General features: G+C 32.2%; 25 protein-coding genes. 6 read left to right on the top strand and 19 right to left on the bottom strand.

The window, feature by feature from the left end:
* Positions 1–334: 334 nt before the first annotated feature.
* Both ACSHW5_RS10115 and ACSHW5_RS10110 read right to left on the bottom strand, forming a co-directional pair.
* A complete protein-coding gene (locus ACSHW5_RS10115) occupies positions 335–2,827 on the bottom strand; it encodes an ABC transporter permease (RefSeq protein WP_435676021.1) in 2,493 nt (830 codons plus the stop codon).
* Between the two features lie 44 nt (positions 2,828–2,871).
* Positions 2,872–3,561 carry an ABC transporter ATP-binding protein gene (locus tag ACSHW5_RS10110; protein ID WP_435676010.1) on the bottom strand — a complete coding sequence of 230 codons (690 nt, stop codon included), beginning with the start codon at positions 3,559–3,561 and terminating at the stop codon, positions 2,872–2,874.
* 191 nt (positions 3,562–3,752) lie between these two features.
* Here ACSHW5_RS10110 and ACSHW5_RS10105 point away from each other — a divergent pair, with 191 nt between their 5' ends.
* The gene (locus tag ACSHW5_RS10105; RefSeq protein ID WP_435676009.1) at positions 3,753–4,328 is read left to right on the top strand and encodes an arylesterase; all 576 of its coding nucleotides are present in this window, start codon (positions 3,753–3,755) and stop codon (positions 4,326–4,328) included.
* 264 nt (positions 4,329–4,592) lie between these two features.
* Here ACSHW5_RS10105 and ACSHW5_RS10100 read toward each other — a convergent pair whose 3' ends face one another.
* Positions 4,593–5,597, bottom strand: coding sequence for an LLM class flavin-dependent oxidoreductase (locus ACSHW5_RS10100; protein ID WP_435676008.1), 1,005 nt, complete (start codon positions 5,595–5,597; stop codon positions 4,593–4,595).
* Positions 5,598–6,026: 429 nt separating this feature from the next.
* Between ACSHW5_RS10100 and ACSHW5_RS10095 the strand changes: the two genes are divergently transcribed.
* The 4 genes from ACSHW5_RS10095 (at position 6,027) to ACSHW5_RS10080 (ending at position 9,868) form a co-directional block, all read left to right on the top strand.
* The gene (locus ACSHW5_RS10095) at positions 6,027–6,998 is read left to right on the top strand and encodes a sugar phosphate isomerase/epimerase family protein (RefSeq protein WP_435676007.1); all 972 of its coding nucleotides are present in this window, start codon (positions 6,027–6,029) and stop codon (positions 6,996–6,998) included.
* A gap of 264 nt (positions 6,999–7,262) precedes the next feature.
* On the top strand, positions 7,263–7,874 hold the full coding sequence (locus tag ACSHW5_RS10090) for a DEAD/DEAH box helicase (RefSeq protein ID WP_435676006.1): 612 nt from the start codon (positions 7,263–7,265) through the stop codon (positions 7,872–7,874).
* A 49-nt stretch (positions 7,875–7,923) separates the two neighbouring features.
* A complete protein-coding gene (locus tag ACSHW5_RS10085; protein ID WP_435676005.1) occupies positions 7,924–8,559 on the top strand; it encodes a thiamine phosphate synthase in 636 nt (211 codons plus the stop codon).
* Between the two features lie 58 nt (positions 8,560–8,617).
* Entirely contained in the window at positions 8,618–9,868 is a 1,251-nt protein-coding gene (locus ACSHW5_RS10080; protein ID WP_435676004.1) for a mechanosensitive ion channel family protein, read from the top strand.
* A 260-nt stretch (positions 9,869–10,128) separates the two neighbouring features.
* On the opposite strand, the gene ACSHW5_RS10075 is transcribed toward ACSHW5_RS10080, so the two are convergent.
* The 10 genes from ACSHW5_RS10075 to ACSHW5_RS10030 form a co-directional block, all read right to left on the bottom strand.
* The gene (locus tag ACSHW5_RS10075; protein ID WP_435676003.1) at positions 10,129–10,794 is read right to left on the bottom strand and encodes a peroxiredoxin-like family protein; all 666 of its coding nucleotides are present in this window, start codon (positions 10,792–10,794) and stop codon (positions 10,129–10,131) included.
* Positions 10,795–10,826: 32 nt separating this feature from the next.
* Positions 10,827–11,480 carry a DsbA family oxidoreductase gene (locus tag ACSHW5_RS10070; RefSeq protein WP_435676002.1) on the bottom strand — a complete coding sequence of 218 codons (654 nt, stop codon included), beginning with the start codon at positions 11,478–11,480 and terminating at the stop codon, positions 10,827–10,829.
* A gap of 4 nt (positions 11,481–11,484) precedes the next feature.
* Positions 11,485–12,180, bottom strand: a complete 696-nt coding sequence (locus ACSHW5_RS10065; RefSeq protein WP_435676001.1) for a haloacid dehalogenase type II — start codon at positions 12,178–12,180, stop codon at positions 11,485–11,487.
* 152 nt (positions 12,181–12,332) lie between these two features.
* Complete coding sequence (locus ACSHW5_RS10060) at positions 12,333–12,890, bottom strand: carboxymuconolactone decarboxylase family protein (protein ID WP_435676000.1); 558 nt, start codon at positions 12,888–12,890, stop codon at positions 12,333–12,335.
* A gap of 73 nt (positions 12,891–12,963) precedes the next feature.
* On the bottom strand, positions 12,964–13,527 hold the full coding sequence (locus ACSHW5_RS10055; RefSeq protein WP_435675999.1) for a TetR/AcrR family transcriptional regulator: 564 nt from the start codon (positions 13,525–13,527) through the stop codon (positions 12,964–12,966).
* 144 nt (positions 13,528–13,671) lie between these two features.
* Positions 13,672–15,207 carry an SDR family NAD(P)-dependent oxidoreductase gene (locus ACSHW5_RS10050; RefSeq protein WP_435675998.1) on the bottom strand — a complete coding sequence of 512 codons (1,536 nt, stop codon included), beginning with the start codon at positions 15,205–15,207 and terminating at the stop codon, positions 13,672–13,674.
* 322 nt (positions 15,208–15,529) lie between these two features.
* Positions 15,530–16,174 carry a DUF4291 domain-containing protein gene (locus ACSHW5_RS10045; RefSeq protein ID WP_435675997.1) on the bottom strand — a complete coding sequence of 215 codons (645 nt, stop codon included), beginning with the start codon at positions 16,172–16,174 and terminating at the stop codon, positions 15,530–15,532.
* 69 nt (positions 16,175–16,243) lie between these two features.
* Positions 16,244–16,474, bottom strand: a complete 231-nt coding sequence (locus ACSHW5_RS10040; protein WP_435675996.1) for a hypothetical protein — start codon at positions 16,472–16,474, stop codon at positions 16,244–16,246.
* Positions 16,475–16,705: 231 nt separating this feature from the next.
* Positions 16,706–18,247, bottom strand: coding sequence for an SLC13 family permease (locus ACSHW5_RS10035; RefSeq protein ID WP_435675995.1), 1,542 nt, complete (start codon positions 18,245–18,247; stop codon positions 16,706–16,708).
* A 37-nt stretch (positions 18,248–18,284) separates the two neighbouring features.
* A complete protein-coding gene (locus tag ACSHW5_RS10030; RefSeq protein ID WP_435675994.1) occupies positions 18,285–19,559 on the bottom strand; it encodes a porin in 1,275 nt (424 codons plus the stop codon).
* A 228-nt stretch (positions 19,560–19,787) separates the two neighbouring features.
* Here ACSHW5_RS10030 and ACSHW5_RS10025 point away from each other — a divergent pair, with 228 nt between their 5' ends.
* Positions 19,788–20,957 (top strand): hypothetical protein, encoded by a 1,170-nt coding sequence (locus ACSHW5_RS10025; RefSeq protein ID WP_435675993.1) that lies wholly within the window; start codon positions 19,788–19,790, stop codon positions 20,955–20,957.
* Positions 20,958–21,041: 84 nt separating this feature from the next.
* Here ACSHW5_RS10025 and ACSHW5_RS10020 read toward each other — a convergent pair whose 3' ends face one another.
* The 6 genes from ACSHW5_RS10020 to ACSHW5_RS09995 form a co-directional block, all read right to left on the bottom strand.
* A complete protein-coding gene (locus tag ACSHW5_RS10020) occupies positions 21,042–21,665 on the bottom strand; it encodes a DUF6515 family protein (RefSeq protein WP_435675992.1) in 624 nt (207 codons plus the stop codon).
* A gap of 436 nt (positions 21,666–22,101) precedes the next feature.
* Positions 22,102–22,404 (bottom strand): hypothetical protein, encoded by a 303-nt coding sequence (locus ACSHW5_RS10015; RefSeq protein WP_435675991.1) that lies wholly within the window; start codon positions 22,402–22,404, stop codon positions 22,102–22,104.
* Positions 22,405–22,620: 216 nt separating this feature from the next.
* Positions 22,621–23,367 carry a hypothetical protein gene (locus ACSHW5_RS10010; RefSeq protein ID WP_435675990.1) on the bottom strand — a complete coding sequence of 249 codons (747 nt, stop codon included), beginning with the start codon at positions 23,365–23,367 and terminating at the stop codon, positions 22,621–22,623.
* A 197-nt stretch (positions 23,368–23,564) separates the two neighbouring features.
* On the bottom strand, positions 23,565–24,263 hold the full coding sequence (locus tag ACSHW5_RS10005; RefSeq protein ID WP_435675989.1) for a thioredoxin family protein: 699 nt from the start codon (positions 24,261–24,263) through the stop codon (positions 23,565–23,567).
* 10 nt (positions 24,264–24,273) lie between these two features.
* On the bottom strand, positions 24,274–24,774 hold the full coding sequence (locus ACSHW5_RS10000) for a TlpA family protein disulfide reductase (protein WP_435675988.1): 501 nt from the start codon (positions 24,772–24,774) through the stop codon (positions 24,274–24,276).
* 349 nt (positions 24,775–25,123) lie between these two features.
* Entirely contained in the window at positions 25,124–25,852 is a 729-nt protein-coding gene (locus tag ACSHW5_RS09995) for a LytR/AlgR family response regulator transcription factor (RefSeq protein WP_435675987.1), read from the bottom strand.

The raw sequence follows: 25,852 nt of genomic DNA, 5'->3' as shown, positions 1-25,852 counted from the left end.
AGGAACAACCAAAACAGGAAGACAATGTAAGAAATTAAAATGACTATTGTAAAAGGAACTGTGGGTATGTTTTAAAAACCTGTCTTGTAGTGTGTATACACAATCTGCTAAAATATGTTGGTTAGACAAAACTAGGACACCGTAAAACACTTAAACAAAGAATTAAAATAACACCTATCAAACACAAGATAATCAATACTTTATATTAAATTTTACACAAACAAAAGAACACCCTATTCCTTCCTACAGATATTGTAGGGCTACAGCTGCAAAAAATCCGTTGTTTGCACTATTAGAGATTCCTTTTTCTGTGAGTATGTCATACTTCAAATCCTTACACTTCCTTTCTCAACACCTCTAAAGGCGGGCTTTTTAAAACCGATTTTAAATTGCTAACGCCAACAAGTACGACTAAAAAGGTAATGGCTGGTAAAAAAATAAATAAAGGAATTCCCGAGGGGATAAAAGGTTCTTTAAATAAAAAAGTAGCCAACAATTGACTCCCAATAAAAGACAATACAATACCCGTTAAAGCTCCTAAAACACCCAAGTAAACATATTCTAAGGCTGTAATTTGTAAAATCTGTTTGCTTTTGGCGCCCAACGTTCTTAACAAAACACTTTCTTTAATACGTTGGTATTTGCTGTTTCTAACGGAACCAATAAGCACAATAAAACCTGTTAAGATGCTAAAAAATGCCATAAAATTTATAATCCATGATATTTTACCCAAGATATCTTCTACAAGGGTAAAAACCTGACGCAAATCTAAAATGGTCACATTTGGGAATTGCTGTACCAAATCTCTTTGCAAATCCGCAGAACCCTCTTTATTGGGCACATGTGTGGTTATAACATTAAATTGTGGCGCATTTTCTAAGACATTGGTTGGAAACAAAATCATAAAATTGACTTTCATACTACTCCAATCTACTTTTCTGATACTACCTACAATGGTCTCCATCAACACCCCTTGAACGTTAAACGTCACCGCATCTCCTACGTTTAAATGCGCGTCTTCCGCAAAATTATCTGCAATAGAAATGTACACCGGTGCTCCGTTTGTTTTAGTTCCTGTCCACTCACCTTCCACAATTTCTTCTGTTTCTGCTAGTGCCTCTCTATAGGTTACTCTAAACTCTCGGTTTAACATCCATTTTCGCATGCGCAGCGTAGTATCTTTACGAATCTCATTTACAGACCTACCACGAATACTTTGCATGCGCATAGTTATGATAGGAATGTTATCAATAACTGCCAATCCTTTGCTTTTAAAGGTTGCTACAATCGCAGTTTCTTGCTGATCTTGTACGTCCATTAAAATGATGTTTGCATCACTTTTTTTGTTTTCAATGGCCGTTTTTACCAATAAAATATCTTTTGTAAAATACAAGGTACTAATTAAAAAAGTCCCCAATCCAATCGATAAAACAAGTACCATGGTTTGATTGTTGGGTCTAAATAAATTTAACAAACTCTGACGACTTGTATAGCTCCAAGAACTGGGAAAAAACTTTTTAATCAATGTGATAAAAAGAGTAGAAATACTAGCCATAATAGCAAATATGACAAAAATACCAAGGGTAAACATCAAGCCATTTACAGCATCTTTTAACATCCATACAGCAAATAAATAGATAAAAAGTAGAATGCTGATGATGACAACAATTTGTGCTTTTTTAGGCTTCTGTAAATTGTCTTCAGACCCTCTTAAAACTTCTAAAGGCGATACATACCAAGTACCTAATAACGGCAATAATGCAAACAAAACCGACATTAAAACCCCCAAAACAATCCCCATTATAATGGGTTGCGAAGCAATTGAAATGGCAACCTCAAAAGGTAAAAAGTCTTGTAAAATATACGGAAAAGCATATTGCAAAGCAGTCCCAATGCCAGCACCAAGAATACCACCAACCAAACCAATACCTACAATTTGTATCAAATAAATTAAAAAGGTTTGTTTTCTAGAAGCCCCCAAACATTTTAAAATAGCCACATTTTTCAGCTTTTCTTTGATGTAAATATGTACAGAACTTGCAATACCAATACAGCCTAATAAAAGGGCTATAAAAGCGACTAAGTTTAAAAAGCGACTAACATTGTCATACCGTTTTCCCAAACGTTTACTGGTATTTACATGAGTGTCTACATCTGCATTCTCTGCTTTTAAAATAGGATCTATTTTTTGCTCTAAAAGGTCTAAATCTATTGCTGGCGCTTCAAAAAAGTATTGGTATTCTTTTCTACTTCCTACTTGCAATAAGGCTGTTTTATCTAAAAAACGATATGGAATTAACACCGTTGGTGCTATTGAAGAGGCTATGGCGGTACTACCAGGAATGGATTTTAAAGCACCTGTAATTAAAAAGGTTACTTTCCCTAATTTAATAGAATCGCCCGGTTGTATGTTGTATTGTAAGAGCAAAGTTGCATCTACCAACGCCCCCCCTAATGCTTGGTAGTGCTCTCCAGCATCTTCAGGTTCCGTTGTTAAATTTCCGTAAAACGGAAAAGAACCTTCTAGCGCTCTTACTTTTACTAATTTTGTGCCTTCATTTTTAGGAAAAGCGGCCATAGAAACAAAATTGACTTCAGATGCTTTTGCTCCTAAAGAATCGATAATGGCTTGTACTTTTTTAGTAGGTTTTTGTTTGCTATCAATAATAAAATCGGCCCCCATCAGGGATTTTGATTGCAGTTTTATATTTTGTTTTAAATTATCGCTAAACAATTGAATAGAAACCACCGCCGCAATACCCAATATGATAGACGCCATAAAAAGCATCAACCTAGAAAGGCTTGCTTTTCCGTCTCTCCATGCCATTTTTAACAGCCATTGAAAATTGATGTTCTTACTGATTTTGCCCATTACATGCTCGTGGTTTTTTCATTAGAAATAATCTTTCCACCTTTTAAGCGCAAAATTTGTTGTGTTCTATTCGCCAAGTCTAAATCATGTGTAATAATCACCAAGGTTGTCCCTGCTTCTTTGTTCAATTCAAACAACAATTGAATGACCTTTTCACCCGTTTCTTCGTCTAAATTTCCGGTAGGTTCATCTGCAAATAAAATAGAAGGCTTGTTAGAAAAGGCTCTTGCCAATGCTACTCTTTGTTGTTCTCCACCAGACAATTGCGACGGATAATGGTGTAAACGGTCTGCCAATCCTACTTTTTCTAATAAGGCTTTCCCAAATTTAGCAGCATTTTTTTCGCCTTGTAATTCTAAAGGCACAATAACATTTTCTAATGCCGTTAAGGTAGGCAACAATTGAAAATTCTGAAAAATAAAGCCCACTTCTTTGTTGCGCAAAGCGGCACGTTCATCTTCATTTAAATCTTGTAAAGGGGTACCGCACAAGGCAATAGTACCCGAAGTTGGGTAATCTAACCCCGCACACAACCCTAACAAGGTTGTTTTACCACTTCCCGAAGGCCCTACAATAGAAAAAACACTTCCTTTTTCTACTTCAAAAGAGATATTACTAATGACTGTTAATTTTTTAGAACCACTGGTATAAGTTTTCTCTAAATCATTAATCTTTAATATATTTGACATTATTTTATTTTAATTTTTTCTAAAAAATTCCGATGTTGAAAAATAATCAATTGCGTATACATAGCCACCATATAACTCAAAAGGTTTTCTTAAAGTTTTGTTGTTTTTCCGTCCTGATTTTTTTTATCGCTTGCAAACAAGATAGTTCTAAAAAGGCCCCAAATGTTGCCACGGGTACTGCGAATACTGAAATGACCACCTCTAAAAATACGGCTACTAAAACAATTGTTTTTTTTGGTGATAGTTTAACTGCTGGTTACGGTTTAGAAGATGTGAATGATGCATTTCCTGGTATTATTCAACAAAAAATAGACTCGTTAGACTTAAAATATAGCATTGTAAATTCTGGCGTTAGTGGAGAAACTACCTCTGGTGGTAAAAATAGAATTGACTGGGTTTTACATCAAAAGCCGACTATTTTTGTTTTAGAATTGGGTGCCAATGATGGTTTAAGAGGTGTGCCTTTACAACAATCTAAAGAAAACTTACAAGCCATTATAAATGCTGTGAAAACAAAATATCCAGAGACTATTATTGTGCTAGCAGGCATGCAAATTCCACCCAATATGGGACCAGAATACACCACCGAATTTAAAAATATATTTCCGGATTTGGCTAAAAAAAATGACCTGTATTTAGTTCCTTTTTTATTAGAAAATGTTGGCGGAATTGCTCGTTTAAATCAATCTGATGGCATTCATCCCACAAAAGAAGGACATCACATCTTGGCAAAAAATGTTTGGACTGTTTTAAAACCCTTGCTTTAATTCATCATGTTTTCAACTGATTACATGGTTTATATCTAAATATATTGTGATAACGTTTTGTGCATTTTTACAAAATCCTGTCAGTTCGAGTGCATTTTACGATTACAATAAGTAAAATTTGTAGCGAGAATAAGAATTTTAGCTTTTAAAAAGTTCTCGATACAATTTTTCGTTCCTCAAAATCACTCGAACTGATAGTTTTAGATCTTTTTAGTCCAAAATGCACCACATACAGCTACTACATGTAAAAGGACTGCATTTCTATTAATGCAACTCTTTCATGATTTCTGCAAATAATTCAAACGATCGTATTTTATCGTTCACATCATACAGATGCGTTACGGCAATCAGTTCATCTGCTTTTGTGTGTTCTAAAAACTCTTTTACCTGCGCTTTTACCGTAGCTTTACTCCCAATAAAAGAATACCTTAACATTTGGTGTACTTGCGGGTTTTGCATCACCATTCGCAACTCATCAGTCATATCTGTTGGGGGTTGTACAAAATCTCGTTTTCCTGTAAAAATACCAACAATCATCCGAATCAAGGATGTAGACAATCGCTGGGCTTCTTCATCTGTATCGGCAATAATAATATTTACACCCGCCAGTACATACGGTTTTTTTAAAGCTGCTGAAGGTTGAAACTCGTTGCGATAAATCTCTAAAGCATTCTTTAAATGAGTAGTGGCAAAATGACTCGCAAAAGCATAAGGCAATCCTTTTTTTGCCGCCAAATGCGCACTGTCTGTGCTAGAACCTAAAATATAAATGGGTACTTCTACTCCTTCTGCTACGGTAGCACGTACCTTAGCATGGGCATTTTCTAAAGAAAAGTACTGTTGAATTTTTTCAAGTTCCTGTGGAAAATATTGAGAAGCCTGCATAAAATCTGCTCGAATGGCTGCTGCGGTTTCACCATCTGTGCCTGGTGCTCTGCCCAAGCCCAAATCTATTCGATTGGGATAGATAGATGCCAAGGTGCCAAATTGTTCCGCAACAATTAAGGGGGAATGGTTGGGCAACATAATGCCTCCCGAACCAATGCGAATTGTTTGTGTACCCGAAGCAACATAACCAATTAATACAGCGGTAGCACTGCTTCCAATATTTGAAGAATTATGATGCTCTGCTAACCAATAACGGGTATAGCCAAACGTTTCGGCATGCTGTGCCAATTTAAGCGTATTGTGAAACGTTTGTTGTAAACTGTGATCTTTAGAAACCAAAGCAAGATCTAAGATGGAATATAATATGTTGGGTGTTTTCATAATTGTGTTCTAGTCTTTGTAAAATTAAATGCCATTAAAAAAAACTGTTTTAACATCATTGATAGTCGTCTACAGCGTACAACATTACAACTTTTTTTAGCGATGAAGAGGATGAAGACCCCATGGATGTTTCTTCTTTTTTAAGGTTCAAAAGATAAAAAATCGACTCCTATCTATTGCGTATCTTCGTAAAATGCAGACTTACATTATTTTGAATACAGACAACAAAGGTTAGAAGAAGTCCTTTACATAAAAACCTCTAATTTACAGAGGCAAAACAGATGAAGTCCAATTGTTTTTATAAAAAGAAAATGATTTTTAAATACTTGACACACCATTAAAATCAGGTGTACGTATCATTAGATAATCAAATTGATGTATTTTAGCAAAAGGCACCTCAACCAATAAGAATCCATAAAAACAATACAGATGAGTTCCAAACCAGTTTCCTATTCTAGAAGAGAATTCGCCAAACGCTCTGCCATGGCTTTCAGCGCCATTCCGTTTCTATCTTTGGCAAATCCGTTGGTTTCTGCCCCCTTTGTTCCTTCTGAAAATTCTCTAAACGTGCATTTATTTTCAAAGCATTTGCAATTTTTAGACTACAACAACATGTCAGAAGCCTCTGCAGCAATGGGTTTTGACGGTTTAGACCTAACCGTACGCAGAAAAGGTCATGTGTTGCCAGAAAATGTAAAGGACGATTTACCAAAAGCAGTAGCAGCCATGAAAAAACATGGACTAGCTGCAAAAATGATGTCTACCAATGTTTGGGATGTGGATGACTCCGTACAAAAAACGGTGTTAGAAACGGCAAGTTCTTTAGGGTTTACTCATTATCGTACAGAATGGTTAAAATATCCTGCCAATGTATCCATAAAAGAAAGTCAAGAAATCTATGGCAAACAAGCAAGGGCTTTGGAAATCTTAAATGAAAAATTAGGACTTATTGCCGGGTATCAAAATCATTCTGGATTGCATGTTGGCGCCGCAGTTTGGGATCTTCTTCCTATTTTAGAAGCAACTCATGGAACCCATATAGGAATGCAATATGATATTAGACACGCCGTATTAGAAGGTGGTCAAAGTTGGGAACTTGGTTTGCGAAGTATCAAACCCTATATCAATGCTATTGTGATAAAAGATGTTAAATGGGGACAAGTTCAAGGAAAATGGCAACCCGTAAATGTTCCTTTAGGTGAAGGTATGGTCAATTTTAATCGTTATTTTTCTTTGTTGAAAAAATACAAGATCAATGTTCCTATTTCTTTGCATGTAGAACATGATTTGGGTGGCGCAGAAAAAGGAGCTACTAAAATTAATATTCCCCAAAAAGAAGTCTTTAAGCGCATTGCAAAGGACTTGGTATATTTACAAGAAGCGTGGAAAAATGCAGAATAATATAGGATGCTATTCATTATGCAAGGCCGCAATTGTAGCTTAAAAAAAAGTGACGCTCTTATTACAAACCCTATTGTGTCTAAAATAAGCAGCCTCTTTTTTCATAAAATCAATACCATCGCTTTTCACTTTAAAAGAGTCCTTTACCAACATAAAATGAACGGCCACAAAAGACCGCATAGAAAAAATAAATACATCAATTTATTTGTATATTTGCAGTCAATATTCCGAATCGATTGACAAACCATCATCTCTATAGTTCCTATGCCTTTTAAAAAATTACACGCACATTTAAAAGAGATGTTAGCATCTCTAGAAATAACAGCTCCTACACCCTTACAAAGTAAAAGTATACCTGTAATTAAAAGCGGTGCTAATTGCTATTGCACGGCGCCCAAAGAAAGTGGTAAAACAACCACACTTGTACTGACCACCCTACAAAAACTAAAATGTGAAGAAGTTGGAACTGCGCCCAGAGCCATCGTTTTGGTAGAAAATAGAGAAAAAGCACTAGAGGCAAACGATGCCTTTTCAAAATTTACAAGATTTACAGAAGTACGCGTTTATATGTGTGATGACAAATTTCATATAGATGTCTTAAAATCAGAAATTTTTGAAGGCGTAGACATCTTAATTGTCACACCTAAAACCATGAACAAGTTGCTTTTATTAGAAGGATTAAACACCAGGCAACTAAAAATATTTAGTATTGATGATGCTGAGTTTTTAGCTCAAAAATCTGCTTATACAGATCTTATGGCCATTACACAGAGCATACATAAATGTCAGTATGTAATTTATTCTGAGAAAATAAATCCAATGTTAACACGTTTGGAAACTCATTTTATGCAGTATTCTAAAAAAATAGTTGTGTAAGTGTTTGCGTATACATTGATCTAATTCCCAAACAAAAATAGCATACAAAATGATACCGAAACTACAGTATACATCGCAAGGAAACATGCCAAAAGAACATATAGAAAATATTCAAAAAGCATGTTCTGCGGGGGCAGAATTGGTGCAATTGCAGGTTCTAAATCTTTCGGAACAAGCACATTTAAAATTGGCAAAAGAAGCGAGAGAAATTACTTCTTTTTTTCAAACGAGATTGCTGATACATAATGATTACAAAATAGCACGGGCAGTAAAGGCAGATGGTGTACATATCAGCGATATAAATATTTCTGCAACCAAAGCCAGAGTGCATTTATACACGTGGCAAATTATTGGTGCTACTGCAAATACTCTACAAGAATGCGAAACATTGCTTGGCCAACAAGTAGATTATATTGGTCTGGGTCCGTTAAAGGCGACAACCACAAATAATGGTTCAACGGTTTTAGGGTACAAAGGCTATGATGTTATTATAGACGCTTTACAAACGGACACTCCCATTATTGGTTTTGGAGGAATTACAACAGCAGATGTTTCCGCTGTTTTAGCAACAGGAATTTCCGGAATAGCTGTTGGAACTGAAATTACTGGGAATTTTGATATTATAAAAAAATTCAACCAATTGTTAAGCGCTTCATCAACAAAAGAGCAACGTCATACTTTTTAATTGAATTGGAAATTCTATTGTAAACAACCATAGAGATTCTCTTTAAAATTTTGTACTCATGAAAATTGAACATCTATTATATGATTATTTAGTGGAAACAGGCATCTCTGCTGCTTCAGCAGCCTATATAAATATGTTTGCGTTGCTAACGGCCGTATTAATCATTGCTTTTTTAATAGATTTTATCATTAGAAAAATTATTGTTCAATTGTTTACACAGTTTACCGTTAAAAGTAAAACTAATTTTGATGATTTATTAGTAAAGAATAAAGTACCACGTAATATTGCTCATATTATTCCGTTAATTTTTACGTTAGAATGCACACCACTTGTGTTTATCGATTTTCAGTATATCGAAAATATCATTCAAAAAGGATTAGAAATATTTACCATCGTTTTAACCCTTTGGATTGTACGAAGCCTACTAAATGCCCTTAAAGACTACTTTAAAACCTTACCGCGTTTAAAAGACAAGCCTATAGATAGTTACATTCAGGTATTTATGATCTTTGCCTGGTCATTTGGATTTTTATCTGCTTTTGCTATTCTAACGGGTATCGAATTTATCAAATTTATCACCACAATTGGTGCGGCTTCAGCGGTTATTATTTTGGTTTTTAAAGATACCATTTTAGGTTTTGTTGCTAGTATTCAAGTTTCTATTAATGACATGGTACGCATTGGAGACTGGATTACTTTTGAAAAATTTGGTGCCGATGGTGATGTCATAGAAATAAACCTATCTACAGTAAAAGTTCAAAATTTTGATAAAACTATAACGACCATTCCTACTTACTCTTTAATTTCTGACTCTTTTAAAAACTGGAGAGGAATGGCAGATTCTAATGGAAGACGTTTAAAAAGATCTTTGAACATCAAGTTGAATAGTATTCATTATTTGTCTGAAAAAGAAGTAAGTGACTTTAAAAAAATTCAATCTATTACCGCTTATTTAGAAACGCGTCAAGCAGATATTGATAGCTACAATAAGCATCAAAACATCAATAAAGAATTGCTTTTAAACGGCAGAAACCTAACAAACATTGGTGTTTTTAGAAAATATATAGAAACCTATATAGAAAATCATTCGGGTACAAACAAAGAAATGATGATTATGGTGCGTCAATTAGCGCCAGGAACTCAAGGAATACCGTTAGAAATATATGCGTTTAGCAACGACAAACGCTGGAAAAATTACGAATACATCATGTCTGATATTTTTGATCATATTATTGCAGCAGTACCTTATTTTAATCTTGAAATTTTTGAATTGCCAAGCAATACTAATTTTATCAATCCAAAACAATAGCCACTCTTTTACTGCTCTTTAATCAAACATCAAAACAAGACAATTGATCACTGACTGTAGTGGTTGAAATCAGAAAAAAAAAAAGAAAGAAAGATGTTACTTATATATTAGGTTGATATCTATAAAATAAATCTTATAGCATCACAGTAAGTTGCAGAAAAAAATTAGAAAATTACAAATAGTTCATTCGTTCAGTTTTATTTGTAAAAGGTTGTCTTTAATAGACAACCTTTTTTATTGTACATAAACCTACAATTGGTTTATTTCAACTTTTTTAAGGACGCTAAGATTTCTAATGGTTCTGCTCTTTCTCTATAATCTGCATTTAAAAAAGCATACTGAATAATTCCATTGGTATCAACAACATAGGTTGCCGCTAAAGGTAATTCATTACTATTATCACCATTTTTTTCACTCAAACCAAAACCAGCTTCATAGATAGCAGCTACCTCATCTGTAAGTGTAAAAACAACACCATATTTTTTTCCTATAGTATTGCCAACATCACTTAACACATCAAACTTTAAATTGTTTTTCTCTGAAGTGCTTAAGGAATTATCGGGTAGCTCAGGTGTTACGGCAAGTAGTGTTGCTCCTGCTTGTTCAAATTCTGGTAATTTTTCTTGTAAATAATGCAAGGTAATATTACAATAAGGACACCAACCTCCTCTGTACCACGTTAAAACAACAGGTCCTTTTTCTAATTCAGTATATAAAGAAACTGGTTTGTTTAGGGTATTATTTAATGTAAAATTGGGTGCTTTATCGCCTATATTTAATGCGTGTTTAAGAACACCAGAATCGGCAACGCTTGTAATACCATCCGCATAAATTTTATTCTTTTCTTTGGTGAATTTCGCAGCGCCTTCTTTGCGTTTTTCAGCTAATAAAGCCTTTAATTCCCCTTTATTTTTTGTGGATTCCATTTTATCTGTTTTTCTAAAAATTATAAAGCGTTTTAAACTGTTTGTTGCTCTTTGATGAATTCTGACAATACTTGCTTAAAAATAGCAATGGGTTGAGCACCCGTTACGGCACTTTTTCTATTAAAAACAATAGTAGGCACTGAATTAACGCCTAAATTTTTCCAATAGTTTTGTTTGAATCTTACTTGGTTTCGTACTTCTTCATTGTCTAATTTAGCCAGACCTTCTTCTGCATTTAAACCAACCTCTAATAAAGCTTGTTTTAAAATATCTCTCTTAGAAACATCTTTGCGTTCACTAAAAAAGGAAGTTGTTAAGCGCATTTTTAATTCGGTTTGTTTACCAAAATCTTTGGCATATTCTAATAAAACATGAGCGTTAAAGGTGTTTACCATGCGCATGTCATCAAAATAATCGAAAGTAAAACCTAATTCCTCTCCAACTTCCGTCATGTTTTGTTTCGACTCTTCTTGTTGTGCTGCAGTTGCACCATATTTTTCTGCAAGATGTTCTGTAATATTTTGACCTTCTGCAGGCATATTCGGATTCAACTCAAAAGGGTGCCATTCAATTTCTATTTGGTCTTGAATATCAAGTGCTATAATTGCCTTTTCTAAACGTTTGTATCCGATGGTACACCAAGGACAAACAACATCAGAAACGATGTCTATTTTTAATTTTTCCATATTATTATTTATAAGTTACGAGTATCTCTACTATTTTTTTTAAGTTTGATGCTACAATTTCTGGTTTGGGAGCTAACGGGAACAATTGTTGGCCAGGTCTTGCCACAAAAGCAGTTCTAAAACCGGCATTCATTGCGCCATATACATCCCATCCATGAGCTGCAATTAACATACATTCTGCTGGCTGAACATTCATTTTAGAAGCTCCCCAAAGATACGTCTCTGTATGTGGTTTAAACTTACCGGTTTCTTCTACACTAAGGCTCTTATCAAAAAAATTAGTGAGTCCGGCGTTTTCAAATTGATTTTTTAAACCTATGGTTGAAGAGTTGGTAAACGCAACTAATTTGTAACCCTCTTTTTTTAATTGAGACAATGCTTCTTTTACTTCTTTATGAGGAGGTAAATTTTGCATTGCATGTACAATTACGTTGCGCGCATTTTCTTCTGAGACTGAAATGCCATGATTTGCTGCAACCATTTGTAAAGCAGCAGCGCCAATATGTCCAAAAGGTTTATAATTTCCGCATGCGGATGTCACTAAAGAATAATGCAACATTGTTGTAAACCATAAAGGCAGTAATTCTTCCTTTCCGCCTAAAGCATCGCCTACCTGTTTTTTCATTTGGGTAAGATCTAACAGCGTTTCATTTACATCAAAAAAAAGTACTTTTGGTTTTAAGGTATGGTTGTTTTTCATCTTTAAAAAATAATGAAGTTATATCTTTTATTTTCTCTTTTTACCAACTTTTTAGTTTGGATAATTCACAGAAATTTCAAACAGTTTTTAATGCTGATAAACCTTCTGAATACGTCAGAAGGTTTAAAATGGTTTTTTTATTTGATAAAGGATTATACCGTTTCTTTACTCCAAGCAAACGCTTTAAAAGGAGCATCTACTGGTGTATTTGCAATGTGGTTTGTATAGTTACTAATTACTTTTTGAGACAAACCTAAAATAATTTCTAACACTTGTTGCTCACCGTAACCAGCTGCATAAAATGCTGTTAAATCTTCTTGATTTACATGACCTCTATTACGAGTAATTGTTAAGGTTAACGTACGTAAAGCTTCTAATTTAGCATTTTCTAAAGGAGTTTCATTACGCAAAGCCTCTGTAATAGTGTCATCTACTTTCATCATTTTTGCAATACCTGTGTGAGCAGGCACACAATAATGACATGCATGTTCTACATTAATTGTTTGCCAAACAACCGTTAATTCTTCTGCATTAAAGGAAGTTTCTGTAAATAATTGATGTAGCGTTTGGTAAGCTTCAAAGGTTTGTGGAGATGATGATAAAACACCGTGTAGTCCTGGAATCATACCGAATCCTTTTTGAGATTTTTCTAACAATGCTTTGCTTCCTTCTGGAGCAGTTTCTATGTTGTTAATTTTTAAAGTTGTCATAATTTCTATTTTAATTTATTATTTATGTTTATTTTAACTAAACAATCGTTTAGTTATTAGGTAAAAAAAATGTTTATATATTTTTAAAAGTCATTTCTATATAATCTTCAATTTCTTGCTTATCGTTTACCCTTGCTGCAGCTGCCAAACCATGTTTTGCTAAGAGTAAAAAATTAGCTTGCTTTTGAACGGTTTCTAAACTTCTTGTTCCCTCCATTTTTAATTTCTCTATGATTAACTCTTTTAAATTATCCATAAAAGCATTCATTTGTTCTTTGATTAACGCATCTTCTGTATTTGAAAACTCATTATACGTATTTGTTACCAAACATCCCTTTATATGGTCGTCTTTAAAATTAGAACTTACAGAATCATAAAAAAATTGTTTGATATCTTCCACTCCATTAGAAGCATTTTTAAATTTATCTAAAACCACATGTACCCTTGCTTTGTAGCATTTTAAACTTTCTAGAAAAAGACCATGTTTATTTCCAAAACTAGCATAAATAGAAAACTTATTAATGCCCATTTCTTTCTCTAGCATTTGCATAGACGTGGTTTCATACCCTTTTCGCCAAAAAAGTTTCATTGCTTTTTCAACAACCTCGTCTTCATTATATTTCTTTTTTCTTGCCATTGGTTCTAAGTACGCCACAAAACTAAACAATCGGTTAGTAATAAAAAAATATTTTAGGTTTTAATTTTATTTTGTGACAACAATTAAGAACAACTTCAAATGCCAACACTATAAATTACATAACATTGAAGATATCATTTTATGCTACCAATCTATAGGAAAATAATCTTTTAAGAATTTACCAGACCAATGTTTACCAGTGTTAATTCCATCAATTAACGGATCCATTACACGGGCAGCGCCATCTACAATATCTAAAGGAGGCTGAAAATCATGCACATCGACCTTTTTCTTTGACAATTCTGCAGGATCTTCATCTGTAACCCAACCTGTATCTACAGCATTCATATAAATACCAGATTTTGCAAATGTTGCTGCCGAAGTATGCGTTAACATATTTAAAGCTGCTTTTGCCATATTTGTATGCGGATGCCTGTCTTGTTTTTTAAATCGGTGAAACTTCCCTTCCATTGCCGATACGTTGATAATATGCTTTTTACCCGTATTTTCCTTCATCATTACATTAGACAAACGATTGCAAAGCACAAAAGGAGCTACAGCATTTACTAATTGCACTTCTACCATTTCTGTAGTTTCAATTTCGCCCAATTTTAAACGCCAACTATTTGTTTTTCGTAAATCTACTTGTTGCAAATCTGCATCTAATTTTCCTTCTGGAAACACTTCTGCCGCTTGTAAAGAGTTATCGAAACTATACGGAATTTGAGATAATTCTGCCGAATTACGCAAACCAATTCCTGGTTCTGGTCCATGCCAAGTTACCGGTAAAACATTGTTCTTACTGGTTTTAGCAGCACTAACACTTAAGTTTGATAATTCTGCCAAACAACTTTCGTGATCTTTAAGCAGCCTTTGTGCTAGTTTTGGTAATTGATTTATAGGTAATTTTTCATTTTCCATTAAATGGAAATAAAAGCCAGACGGTCTTCTTACTGTTTGAGCAGCGTTATTTATTAAGATATCTAATCGATTGTATTTTTGCTCAATATAATTACAAAAAATTTCTACACTTGGTATGTGTCGTAAATCCAAGCCATGAATATGCAAACGATCGCTCCATTGTTTATAATCATCTTCTTTAGAAAACCTAATTGCAGAATCTGCGGGGAAACGTGTAGTAGCAACAACCGTAGCACCAGAGCGCAATAACATTAAAGTAATATGATACCCAATTTTTAAACGAGAACCTGTAATTACTGCTACTTGATCTTTTAAATCTGTAGTTTGAAAACGTTTTGCATAATTTAAATCACCACATGAAGTACACATGGTATCATAAAAATGATGCAATTTGGTAAATACCGCTTTGCAGACATAACAGTTTCTTGGCGATTCTAATTCTGGAGTATCTTCAGGAATTGAAGCCGTAGCTAATAATTTTGGAGCAACAAACAAAGCAGATTCACGAGCAGAACGAATTCCGGTTGATTTTCTTGCATGCTTATCGCTTTCTATCATTTTCCGTTTCGCCGCTTTTTTAGCATCTTTTCTTCTTCGTTGAAACTCGTCTCTATTGGGTCTTGTTAAAGCACCTGCCGCTTTAAAAAGCGCCACTCTTTGTTCTTCAGGAATTTCGAAAATTTTATTGGTATCTTCTAATAAACTCTCTAAGGTAACAATGCAGGCTTTTATATCTAGATTATTGATGCTTTTACTCATAACAACTACTTATTTTTATTCCTTTTAATGATGTTTAACAATGATTATTCATGCTTTTACAAAAAGCCCAAAACTCTTTGTTTTTTTATAAAAAATAAGATTGCTTTGATGTTTTTGAAATCTAAATTAGTTTGCAAAGATAAAACCAATAATTTAGATGACCATTAAAATTTTCTGTGTACCAATTTTCTTACTTTGCTCCTATTCTGAAGGTTAAAATAATATTTTAGTTCAGCTGTAAAATAGCCTTTGGAAAGCATTTTTATCACGAACTATTTTTTAGTTTTAGCAAATGGGCACACATCTTTCACTTAAAATTAGGTTATTCTTCCACCTTTATTTTTAATTTATTGTTTACCTTTTTATCCATCGATATAAATGGTTTTTCTAAAGGAATTACTAATTTATTTAAGTGATTGTTTTTAACATGAACTTGTTGTGCTCTCACAAATTCTGAAATATCTTCAATTTCAAGAATACTTTCTTTCGCATAAGAAGCAATTTCCTTATTTCGAATGCCTAATTGAATGGCTCTACGTTCTAATTTATTTCCGTAGGGATCATGGTCCGGATCCCACTGCAATCTTACACTAGAATTTTTAACAGCTTCTTGCCAATTTTCTTTGGTTTTGTAGATATCTTCTTGATAATTAGAATACACAGCTTCCGCTAAGTAGTGTTCAAAAGATTCACGTTTTAAATGCACGGCTAAAACTATTTCTTGACCTACTTTTTTACCCCAGCCATTTCTGTACATCATCCATAAAAAATTGGGTTTTATCCAAGTCATTCTATTCAAACTAAAAGCACCACCAAAAAATTGATTTTCTACTGCAAAATTTCCAATTTCGGGTCTGTAAGACTGATACACTATCACTTTTTCTTCATTAAATTGTGCCATTATATGATGACCAGATTCTGGCCATTCTTGTAATTGTTCTGTATATAATTTTGTTTTTAATTTCATTTTATGAATGTATTAAAATTGCTTTTTCATCAGCAATTGATATTTCTACTTTACTCTCGGCATTAAAATTTAAAAATCAGCCTCAATACCATCACTAAAAATAATTCCTTTTGTGGGCATATTCGATTCAATTTTTAACGTATTATTTTTTGTAATACTACCATGACCAATAGTAATTTGTGACAACTTACTTAGAAATGGTTCTCTAACTACAAAAATTAGTTTTTGAGCATTCCAACCTAAATTGCTTGTAGCAATAGGAGATTTTTTATGATAAAATTTGCCAATAATATTTGTCATATTAAAGATGGAACTTAGCATGTAAATACTACTCGTAAAATATATTTTATTTTTAAATATTGCTCCAGCAAACGTAATAAATACTTTATAAACAAAATAAATTTAGCATGGTAAAACAAAAAATGTAGCTAAAGTCTTTATAGAAACAATAGCTACATTTTTATAAAATAGGGTGTACAATAATTCTTTAAAAAGTAAAATTGATGAGAATTTTACTTTAAAACACTACCATTAATGCTTTATTACTTTAACGGCTTGTTCTGCCCATTCTGGATACACAGAAGGATCAATATCAAAAATAATAGTTCCCCAAATTATGGTCATGATTACAATAATAATTGTTGCAAAAATATCGATAATAATACCTGTTTTTATCATCTGAAACATTTTTAGTTTTCCCGTACCAAAAACAATTGCATTTGGTGGCGTTGCAATAGGTAGCATAAAAGCCATTGATGCTGCCAAGGTAACAGGAATCATAATTAACAAAGGGTTTACTTTAATTTCTGTTGCCAATCCGGAAATAATTGGTAACATCATTTCTGTAGTTGCTGTATTAGAAGTAAATTCTGTAAGTGTAGACATTATTGCCGTTAAAGTACCCACAAGCATTACAGGAGACATGTCTTTTGTTCCGCTTAAAAGTGCGCCAACATAATTAGACAAACCAGAATCTATAAATCCTTTTGCCAATGCAAAACCACCTCCAAAAAGAAATACAATATGCCAAGGTAATTTAATCATAATTTTCCAGCCCACTAAAGCTTGCCTCTTTTTAGTTGAAGGCACAATAAATAATAACATTGCCACAAAAATAGCTACGGTACCATCATTTAAAAATTTCGGATTTTTAAAAAGAGAACTCCAACCCGGAATGGTTGCAAAACCTATGTTAAGATTAGATCTAAACACCCATAAAACGGCCAAAGAAACAAATAAAATAAACACTCTTTTTTGTTCTGCACTTACTTTGCCCAATGCTTTGTATTTATCACTAAAAAAAGAAGCATCTAGTTTTTCAATTTTCCCTTTTGGTTTATAGGTAAAGTACAATAGAAATAATGAAAAAACAAAAATCATTATTGTAATTGGAAAGGCAAACGTAATCCATTGTCCAAATGAAATTTCTGGAGCTCCAGGATAAATAATCTGAAAAATTCTTAAAAATGATAAATTAGGAGGCGTACCAACCAAGGTTGCAATACCACCAATAGAACAAGCGTGTGCAATAGATAATAACAAACCTGCGGCAAACGAACTTATTTTTCCTTCACCGTACACTTCTTCTAAAGCAGCTGTTACAGAAAAAGCAATAGGTAACATCATCATAGCGGTTGCTGTATTAGACATCCACATAGATAAAAAGGCAGAAGCCAACATAAACCCAAGCATAATTCTAAAAGGGCTACCGCCAACAATAGCGAGTATTTTTAAGGCTATTCGTTTATGAAGTTCCCATTTTTCCATGGCCAAAGCCATAATAAAACCACCAATAAATAAAAAGATGACATAATTAATATATGCGTTTGATATTGCTTTTCCGTCTAAAACGCCAAGAACTGGAAATAAAATAATAGGTAACAAAGAGGTTATACCTATTGGTAAAGCTTCTGTAACCCACCAAAAGGCCATTAAAACAGCAATTGCTGCTGTATAAGTAACCTCTGGTTTACCGGGTTGTAGATCTACGAAAAAAATCATACCAAAGAACACCAGGAGTCCGGCAATAATTAATTTCATATTAATTTCTGTATTCGCTTCAAAAGATGACATAGTTAATTGCTTTTAGTTAATTGTTATAAAGTTGTTACTAGTTAATTTCTATTTGGTACTGCAATACCAACATTCCTTTACGCTGATCAACTTTAAGTTGATTATTTATATTTTGAAAAACGGGTCTACTTTGATATCCGAGACTTAATTTATTGCTATGTCCTTTAAAGAAACAGTTAATTCCTACATCGTACACAACCATTTTATCTTGCAAAGCATCAAAATCTGAATATTGAATCGCAATATTTGGTTGTAATTGATACCTCTTTTTTTGTTTAGAGAGTGCATATCCTAATTGAAAGAAAACGGTGTTTCCTGTTCCCATCATCGGAAAATCATTACCGCTACCATTAAAAGATGTTCCGCCAGAAGTGATGTCATTTGCACCAACATTTCTAATATAATTTGGACCAAAATCTGTAGCATAATATCCTAAATACGTAGTTATTGCGGTTCCTTTTTCTTTATCAATAGGAGCATCATAAAAGACATCAACTGCCCAATTATTAAAATCGTAATATTTTTCTACTCCATTTACAAGTTGTGATGTCATTTTAGGTTGATTCATAAAACCAGCACCTAAGTTTAAAATATTCTTAGTTCCTATATAAGTTCCTGCGCCACCACTATAGGCAGATTTGTTACTTTCATTATCTAGAAACTCATATTTCACATAGCCAGAAACTCTTTTTCTTGGTTTGTTAATGGCATAATCCACTTTTCCTTCTGTTGCTGCAACGCCATATTGTACCGTATTTTTTAAAGACAAAATATAATCGAACTTATGAATTTGTCCTTTTGCCCAGATTCCTAAACCACGAGCAATATCATCATTTTTATTAACGGTAAGCAATGTAAATAAAGGAGCATCTATTGCCATTAAAGATTTACTACTTCTAACATTCCATCGGTTTAAACCTTCCCATCCAGATTCTCCAAAACCTAATGCAAATTCTTTTGCAAATTCATATTCGGCATATAAATCTAACACACCAAACTGAAAATCTCTTTCCGATTTACTATTCATATTATTTCCTCCAAATAATGAATACACATAAAGTTTTGGAGTTAATTGTGCAGAAATTCCCATTCTTAATCTTCTCATAGAAATGTCGAACACATTATTGGCGGCTTCACCATTAATAGTAGTACCGGGATTAGAATCGAAATACCGTGCCCATAATTGCATTCTTACGGACGCTTTTACATAAGTTTTACCAGATTCATCTAGATTTAATTTTAATTTGTTACTCTGCGCATAGCTGCTACTATAAATTAGCATTAGTAACATTAAAAGTTTTTTTGTACTCATCTTAAAATAGTTTTAGTTGGTTTTTAGTTATTAATTAATTGTTTCAATTGATCAAAAATTTTACATGATAATTTTTTATGATCATATTTGATTCGGCCAAACTAAGTTTTAATTTTACAAAATAACGGACTGTTTACATCATTTTACAGTATTTTACAGTATTTTGGCTAGCTTTACGGCGCATCATACGTGATATTACGTAGGTTTAAAACAATAATTAAAGTACGAATGGAAGGAAATCTTAATGATATTTTTAAAAACAAATTACAACTGTTATACGGTGATTATCACCCAATTATCTCAAAATTTGGCAATACTTCTTTTGGTAAAATATCTTCTGATTTATGTATTAGTGCTAGTCAGTTTAGTAAATTAATTTCTGGTTCTGCAACCCAAGGTACCTATATGAGGTCTATTAGAAATTTAGACCAACTTTTAGAGCATCAAAAAGTTTTAAAAGAGAATAAACAGTTAAAAAAGGAGTTTATCAAAATTAAAAAAGAACCAATTACTCCCGCTAAGATTATATATAAAAAGAAAACTATTGCTTTGTATGTTAGTTTAGGTTTGCTACTTGGTTTGATTATAGGTTTGTTTTTTACAATGCAAAAAGCGACTCCAGAATTAGTAAAATCGAATAGTAAACACCCTTTAAGTCCCTTTTTTACAAAAATAGAACACAAAGAAACATATACCGGATTTTTAAATGAAGATGAAGTACAAGATTATTGTCCGTCTAGTGCTTACGAAGGAAAATGGATACTAGCAAAACCTTATAAAATTCCGTTGCCGGGAAGTAAAAATTCTGGAGTGTATCTGTTGGCTAAATCTGCAGATATTACTATGGTAACTTCTAAATATGCTAGTAATAAAGGAAAGGTGTTATTAGGGTTTGAACATTTAACACATGAAATTTGGGTAGACAAAACCAGACAAGCTTTAATTCCCGAATATTTTAATTTAGAAACAAAAACATTTACAGCTTTATACGAAAACTTAGATTTTAATAAAGATGAAAAATTTGTAAAAATTGCTGATTTAAAATCGTTTTATATTGATGAATTTACCATTAATAAAGATTCTATCATTAGAAAAGGACAGCCAAGTGGTAGATATGTAGATTTTATAGATACTAAACTTGCCAATAAATATGAAATTGATGTAGAATATATTTTGAATGAAGTTATTAGCGATCTTACCAAAACAAAATGTAATTCTACTAGGAATGAATTTTGTAATCCGAATAATTTAAAGGTAAATAGCACTATTTCATTTAGTTGTTTTTATTCAATAAATATGGAAAACTTAGGTTTTGGCGGCGGTTATCCGTATACAAAAACAATTCAACTGGTTGATAAAAACTATTCCGATCATTTAATTTGCTCATGTCCTGAATAAAATTTTGATGCTTAATTCTTACGACAAAAAAGAGGATAGTTTTATAAACTACCCTCCTTTTCTTCAACAAATCAACCAAATTATTTATTCCATATCAATAATACCCACTACTTCATAAGCTCTTGTGTCGTTTACCTGTACTTTTTCATATAAGATATTGGCATATTCATAATAGGTTTGTCCATCTATCACTACTTTTTCATAATCATCTGGCAATTCATACACAATAGTTCCTACTTCTGGTTCTACAACTTCATATTGGTTATTTGTATGAATATAAAATGTTCCATTTACATTATAATAGTTGTAATTGTTAAAACGTATACGTTTATAATGAGAAGGTAAAATGCTTACTCTAAATCCTATTTTTGGTGCAATAACAATATATCTACCTCTAGATTGTGTGTAATATTTATTATTTGAATAATAGTAATTTTGTCCTCTATGACTAACTACGGTTCTATTAGGTACATTTCTAACAGAAACTACTTTTTTTGTAGGTTTTTTATACGTTACATTTTTACTAGTAATTCGTTTGGTAGTTGTGCTTTTTTTAGGAGTTGTTGTTGTTCTTGTTGTAGTTTTTGTAGGCGTTTTGGTAACTGTTCTTGTGGTTGTTGTACTTCTACGAGATTGTGCAGATACCTGTGTTGTTAGTGCTACTAAAAACAATGCTGGTAAAATGTATACTTTAATAAATGCTTTCATAATTTTAAGATTTAAAGATTAAACTTTCTTTTTTATACTTCTAAGACTCTTAGATTTTACCTAGGTTTAATGCCTTTTGTTATGAATAGACAAACCCGATAATTGTATCTATGAACAGAATAATTTTATAGACCATATTGGTTTCTTTTAATAAAGAGTTTCTGTAATTTTGATCGAAATAAAAGAAATTGTATTAAAAGTATTTTTTGTGAACCTGAATTTATTTCAGTTTCTTGTGTTGATTCATTATCAATATGATTAAGAGGCTACAACAAGTTCTGAATAACAAATTTTACACTTTTTAAACAGACTTTATTTTTTGATTTGAAGACACAAAATTGCCACGGAACAATTAGTAAATGTTACAGAATATGCTAAAAGCAAAAAAGGCACACTTTTAAAAGTATGCCTTCTTTTTAACAATTTCAAAATTATCTTATTTCAATAAAGCCAATAAACCTGTTAATTCAGTAAGGTTTAAATTAGAACTATTATCTGTATCTAAAATATTAAAATTTTCTGATATAGTACCAATGGCTTCTGTAGTTCCTATAACTTCATCTTTATTTGTATCAAGCAAAGTAAAAAGACTAGATACTTGTTGCACAGTAGAGTTTGAACTTAAAGAACCTAATAATGTTACTGCTTGTTGAAGGCTAGATGATGAGCCAATGTTTTTAATACTATTACAGCTAAACATTGTACCAACTAAAAGGATTGATAATGCAATTTTCTTCATAATTTGTGTTTTTGATTTTATGTTCTGACAAAAATAGTTTTAACTATTAGGTTGATAAAAAGAAATAGACAAACACTACCTTTTTACCTCTTAAAGAGATGGATTAATAGATGAAATATTTAGCGTTATTCATTTTAGAAATTATTTTAACCAACATTAAAAATGTCGGCTTTTATTGTTCCGTAACAAGACTATTTATGTTTTAAATAAAAGACACTAATTTAATTCTTCCTTTAAAGTAGCTAGTAAAATTTTGGTTTTACTATGTAATGTTTTTGTGTAATTTAATTGTATTTTAGTTTGCATCAAACGATCAATAATGCTGTTTTGATATATTTTGTTTTCTAATAAAGCATTGTAATCAGATTTATTTCCAAATTCCTTAATATGTTTATATTTTAAATTAGTATCGGATAGTATGTCTACTAATGAAATGTGTTTTTCTAAAATAGGTTTGGTTTTGTTGGCTACAATATTTTTTATTTTTTCATTCTGATTATTGATTTTTTGAATTTTAATTAAATACATTGCAATTAAATCTTTTAACTTGGTATTTTCTAAAAGCTCCATTTTATTAGTACTCACAATAGATTTTATAGAACTATCCTGAAGGTATACTTCCTTAATAACTATATTTAGAATGGTATCTTTTGCACCTTGTGATAATTCATTGGTTTTTTTACCTACATAATTTAACGTATTTTCTAAATAACCAATGGTTTCTGTAGTTTCTTCTATAGATCGTTTTAACAAACGTAAATTTGTGGTTAACTCTTCTTGTAAGTTGATGTAAATTTCATCTACAAGAATATTGTTTTTTCTAACATCACTTAAATCATTTATTTTCCAAGCTATAGAAACAGCAATAACTATTAACACTATTTCACCTAATGCATACAAAGCATACGATTTAAACTTGCCTAAATCAATTAAATTTCTTCTTATTTTACGAAACAGTTTCATTGTTATATTTTAAATAGAATTTCTTTTGAGGATTCAAAAATCAAGACACGTACAGTAAGGTTTTTCATATTCAGATATTTGTATATAAAAAATGCGTTTTTGTTTACGAGAATTTTCTAGAAGAAAACCCTGGCATAAACAAACACGCATTATTTTTACTATAATTTTAGAACGTTAATAAAAACGTTTTATAACTTTTAAATTGCTTTTACAGGACAACCAATTGCTTTTGTAAAATTTGGAGTAGGTTTTTTACCATTTTCTAATGCATTGATAGCATCCTCTAAATATTTTACCTTAACAGCATCAGCAGATCTTGCATTGTCATCAATTGTACCAATGTATTGTACCTTTTTTTCTGCATCTAATAAAAACACATGAGGAGTTCTAACGGCTCCGTATTTGGGAAAAATTTCCTGATTTTCATCTGCTAAATACACAAACGGAAATTCTTTTTCCTTTGCTCTTTTTTGCATTGCAGCAAAATTTTCTCCGTCATTATCTTCATTTACATTAGGATTAATGGCAACCACCGAATATCCTTTAGCTGCATAGGTATTATGAAGAGAAATTAAACGGTCTTCGTACATTTTAGCAAACGGACATTCATTACATGTAAAAACAACAATATATCCTTTTGCATTGGTAATGTCTGATAAAGAAAACGTACTTTCATCTACATTTTTTAGTTTAAAATCTGTAGCTACATCTCCTATTTTGTAACCTCCTATTTCTTCTAATGTTTTAGATTGTATAGGGCTATGACCTCCTTTTGGTGGTCCTTTACGCTCACCGTTTGGTGGTGGTCCTTTTCTGTCTTGCGCACTTGCGGTATTGGTTATAAATAGACAACTCATTAAAATAATGGTAGCAAAAATTAACTTGGTTTTTTTCATGTTTCTTGTTTTAATTTATTTTATTAATTTCATTTTCAAGGTCTTCTAAACTTTCAAACATACGTTCATGAAAAGTTCTTTTTTTATTGTTGAATAGTATGGTAAATGGTATGGCTCCTGACCAATTAGGGTCTATTTTATCTATCCAACTATTGGCATCCGGATCATCTAAAAGAACCACTTTACTGGTAATCCCTTTTTTCTTTAAAAACGGTTTTAATTTTGTTTCAATACCTTCAGGAAAATCTAAACTCACCAAAGTAATTTTTACATTAGGATGCTGTTTTTGATACGCTTCTAAAATTGGTAATTCTTTTACACAAGGTGCACACCACATAGCCCAAAAATTAACAATATGAACTTCTTTAGAATCTGTGTACAACAACGGTTTTAAAGCATTAAAATTTAAAACAGGTATGTTTGTGTTACTTGTGTTTTTAGTAGTTTGTGAATTACTTTTGGTTGTAAAACCAAGAAATAGCACAGTAATGATTAGAATGTTTTTATACATTTTTATATGAGAATATTAGATGTTGCAAAGTATAAAAGTATTTGTATTCTCTTATTAAAAAAAACAAAATAGACAATACCTTATATTATCTCTATGAAATCGATTGTTTTATAGAAGAGTATTAGAATACTTAATTATTGTTATTCCGACAAAAGAGGAATCTCATAAAGAACATAAGATTAACTTGAGGATGTGATTCCTCAATACTTCGGAATGACAGCTTTGATTTTTCACGCAACTTGTCATTTCAACAAAGGAGGAATCTCATAAAGAATACAAAGATTAGCTTGATGATGTGACTCCTAAATACCTAGGAATGACAGTCGTGGTTAGGAATAACAGTAATTAGTTATAAAGAATTATTATTCACAAACTCCAAAAACCTAGGCTTGTATTGCTCAGAAACGGTAATACGTTGCTGATTGATGATTATCTGACTACGTTCTATTACTTCAATATTTTTTAATGAAACAATAAAAGAACGATGCACGCGCATAAATTGAGTTTTTGGCAACTCTGCTTCTAAAGATTTTAAGCTCATCAACGTTAAAATCGCTTTTGGGTTGTCTTTTAACCAAATTTTAATATAATCTTTTAAGCCTTCAAAATACAAAACGTCTGCCAATTTAATGCGCAATTGTTTGTATTCAGATTTCACAAATAGAAATTCCTTTTCTTCAGAAAGTATGGGGTGTTTTTTTCCTTTTATCAACTCAAACCATGTATTTGCTTTGTTGGCCGCTGCTAAAAACTCGGCATAATCAAAAGGTTTTAAAAGGTAATCTAGCGCTTCTACCTTAAAGCCTTCTAACGCATATTGATCAAAAGCAGTGGTAAAAATTACACGTGTTTCTTTTGGCAACATTTTAGAAAATTCAATACCTGTTAAATCGGGCATTTGTATGTCTAAAAACAATAAATCTACTGGGTCATTTTTAATAAACTCCATTGCTTCAATAGCGCTACTACATTTCTTTTTTAAAACTAAAAAAGGAGTTTTTTCTACATAACTTTCTACTAAATTAAGCGCCATTGGTTCATCATCTACAATAACACAGGTAACTTTTATATTGCTCAT

Origin of the sequence: Polaribacter sp. (assembly GCF_051251875.1) — a bacterium.
Lineage (GTDB): Bacteria > Bacteroidota > Bacteroidia > Flavobacteriales > Flavobacteriaceae > Polaribacter.
The sequence above is the reverse complement of the archived record's forward strand: the minus strand, read 5'-3'. Positions and strand labels throughout refer to the sequence as shown.

Excerpts from the sequence above, each read along its gene's own strand:
- ACSHW5_RS10115 (WP_435676021.1), bottom strand. The coding sequence starts at position 2,827 with ATGGCATGGAGAGACGGAAAAGCAAGCCTTTCTAGGTTGATGCTTTTT.
- ACSHW5_RS10110 (WP_435676010.1), bottom strand. The coding sequence starts at position 3,561 with ATGTCAAATATATTAAAGATTAATGATTTAGAGAAAACTTATACCAGT.
- ACSHW5_RS10105 (WP_435676009.1), top strand. The coding sequence starts at position 3,753 with ATGACCACCTCTAAAAATACGGCTACTAAAACAATTGTTTTTTTTGGT.
- ACSHW5_RS10100 (WP_435676008.1), bottom strand. The coding sequence starts at position 5,597 with ATGAAAACACCCAACATATTATATTCCATCTTAGATCTTGCTTTGGTT.
- ACSHW5_RS10095 (WP_435676007.1), top strand. The coding sequence starts at position 6,027 with ATGAGTTCCAAACCAGTTTCCTATTCTAGAAGAGAATTCGCCAAACGC.
- ACSHW5_RS10090 (WP_435676006.1), top strand. The coding sequence starts at position 7,263 with ATGCCTTTTAAAAAATTACACGCACATTTAAAAGAGATGTTAGCATCT.
- ACSHW5_RS10085 (WP_435676005.1), top strand. The coding sequence starts at position 7,924 with ATGATACCGAAACTACAGTATACATCGCAAGGAAACATGCCAAAAGAA.
- ACSHW5_RS10080 (WP_435676004.1), top strand. The coding sequence starts at position 8,618 with ATGAAAATTGAACATCTATTATATGATTATTTAGTGGAAACAGGCATC.
- ACSHW5_RS10075 (WP_435676003.1), bottom strand. The coding sequence starts at position 10,794 with ATGGAATCCACAAAAAATAAAGGGGAATTAAAGGCTTTATTAGCTGAA.
- ACSHW5_RS10070 (WP_435676002.1), bottom strand. The coding sequence starts at position 11,480 with ATGGAAAAATTAAAAATAGACATCGTTTCTGATGTTGTTTGTCCTTGG.
- ACSHW5_RS10065 (WP_435676001.1), bottom strand. The coding sequence starts at position 12,180 with ATGAAAAACAACCATACCTTAAAACCAAAAGTACTTTTTTTTGATGTA.
- ACSHW5_RS10060 (WP_435676000.1), bottom strand. The coding sequence starts at position 12,890 with ATGACAACTTTAAAAATTAACAACATAGAAACTGCTCCAGAAGGAAGC.
- ACSHW5_RS10055 (WP_435675999.1), bottom strand. The coding sequence starts at position 13,527 with ATGGCAAGAAAAAAGAAATATAATGAAGACGAGGTTGTTGAAAAAGCA.
- ACSHW5_RS10050 (WP_435675998.1), bottom strand. The coding sequence starts at position 15,207 with ATGAGTAAAAGCATCAATAATCTAGATATAAAAGCCTGCATTGTTACC.
- ACSHW5_RS10045 (WP_435675997.1), bottom strand. The coding sequence starts at position 16,174 with ATGAAATTAAAAACAAAATTATATACAGAACAATTACAAGAATGGCCA.
- ACSHW5_RS10040 (WP_435675996.1), bottom strand. The coding sequence starts at position 16,474 with ATGACAAATATTATTGGCAAATTTTATCATAAAAAATCTCCTATTGCT.
- ACSHW5_RS10035 (WP_435675995.1), bottom strand. The coding sequence starts at position 18,247 with ATGTCATCTTTTGAAGCGAATACAGAAATTAATATGAAATTAATTATT.
- ACSHW5_RS10030 (WP_435675994.1), bottom strand. The coding sequence starts at position 19,559 with ATGAGTACAAAAAAACTTTTAATGTTACTAATGCTAATTTATAGTAGC.
- ACSHW5_RS10025 (WP_435675993.1), top strand. The coding sequence starts at position 19,788 with ATGGAAGGAAATCTTAATGATATTTTTAAAAACAAATTACAACTGTTA.
- ACSHW5_RS10020 (WP_435675992.1), bottom strand. The coding sequence starts at position 21,665 with ATGAAAGCATTTATTAAAGTATACATTTTACCAGCATTGTTTTTAGTA.
- ACSHW5_RS10015 (WP_435675991.1), bottom strand. The coding sequence starts at position 22,404 with ATGAAGAAAATTGCATTATCAATCCTTTTAGTTGGTACAATGTTTAGC.
- ACSHW5_RS10010 (WP_435675990.1), bottom strand. The coding sequence starts at position 23,367 with ATGAAACTGTTTCGTAAAATAAGAAGAAATTTAATTGATTTAGGCAAG.
- ACSHW5_RS10005 (WP_435675989.1), bottom strand. The coding sequence starts at position 24,263 with ATGAAAAAAACCAAGTTAATTTTTGCTACCATTATTTTAATGAGTTGT.
- ACSHW5_RS10000 (WP_435675988.1), bottom strand. The coding sequence starts at position 24,774 with ATGTATAAAAACATTCTAATCATTACTGTGCTATTTCTTGGTTTTACA.
- ACSHW5_RS09995 (WP_435675987.1), bottom strand. The coding sequence starts at position 25,852 with ATGAGCAATATAAAAGTTACCTGTGTTATTGTAGATGATGAACCAATG.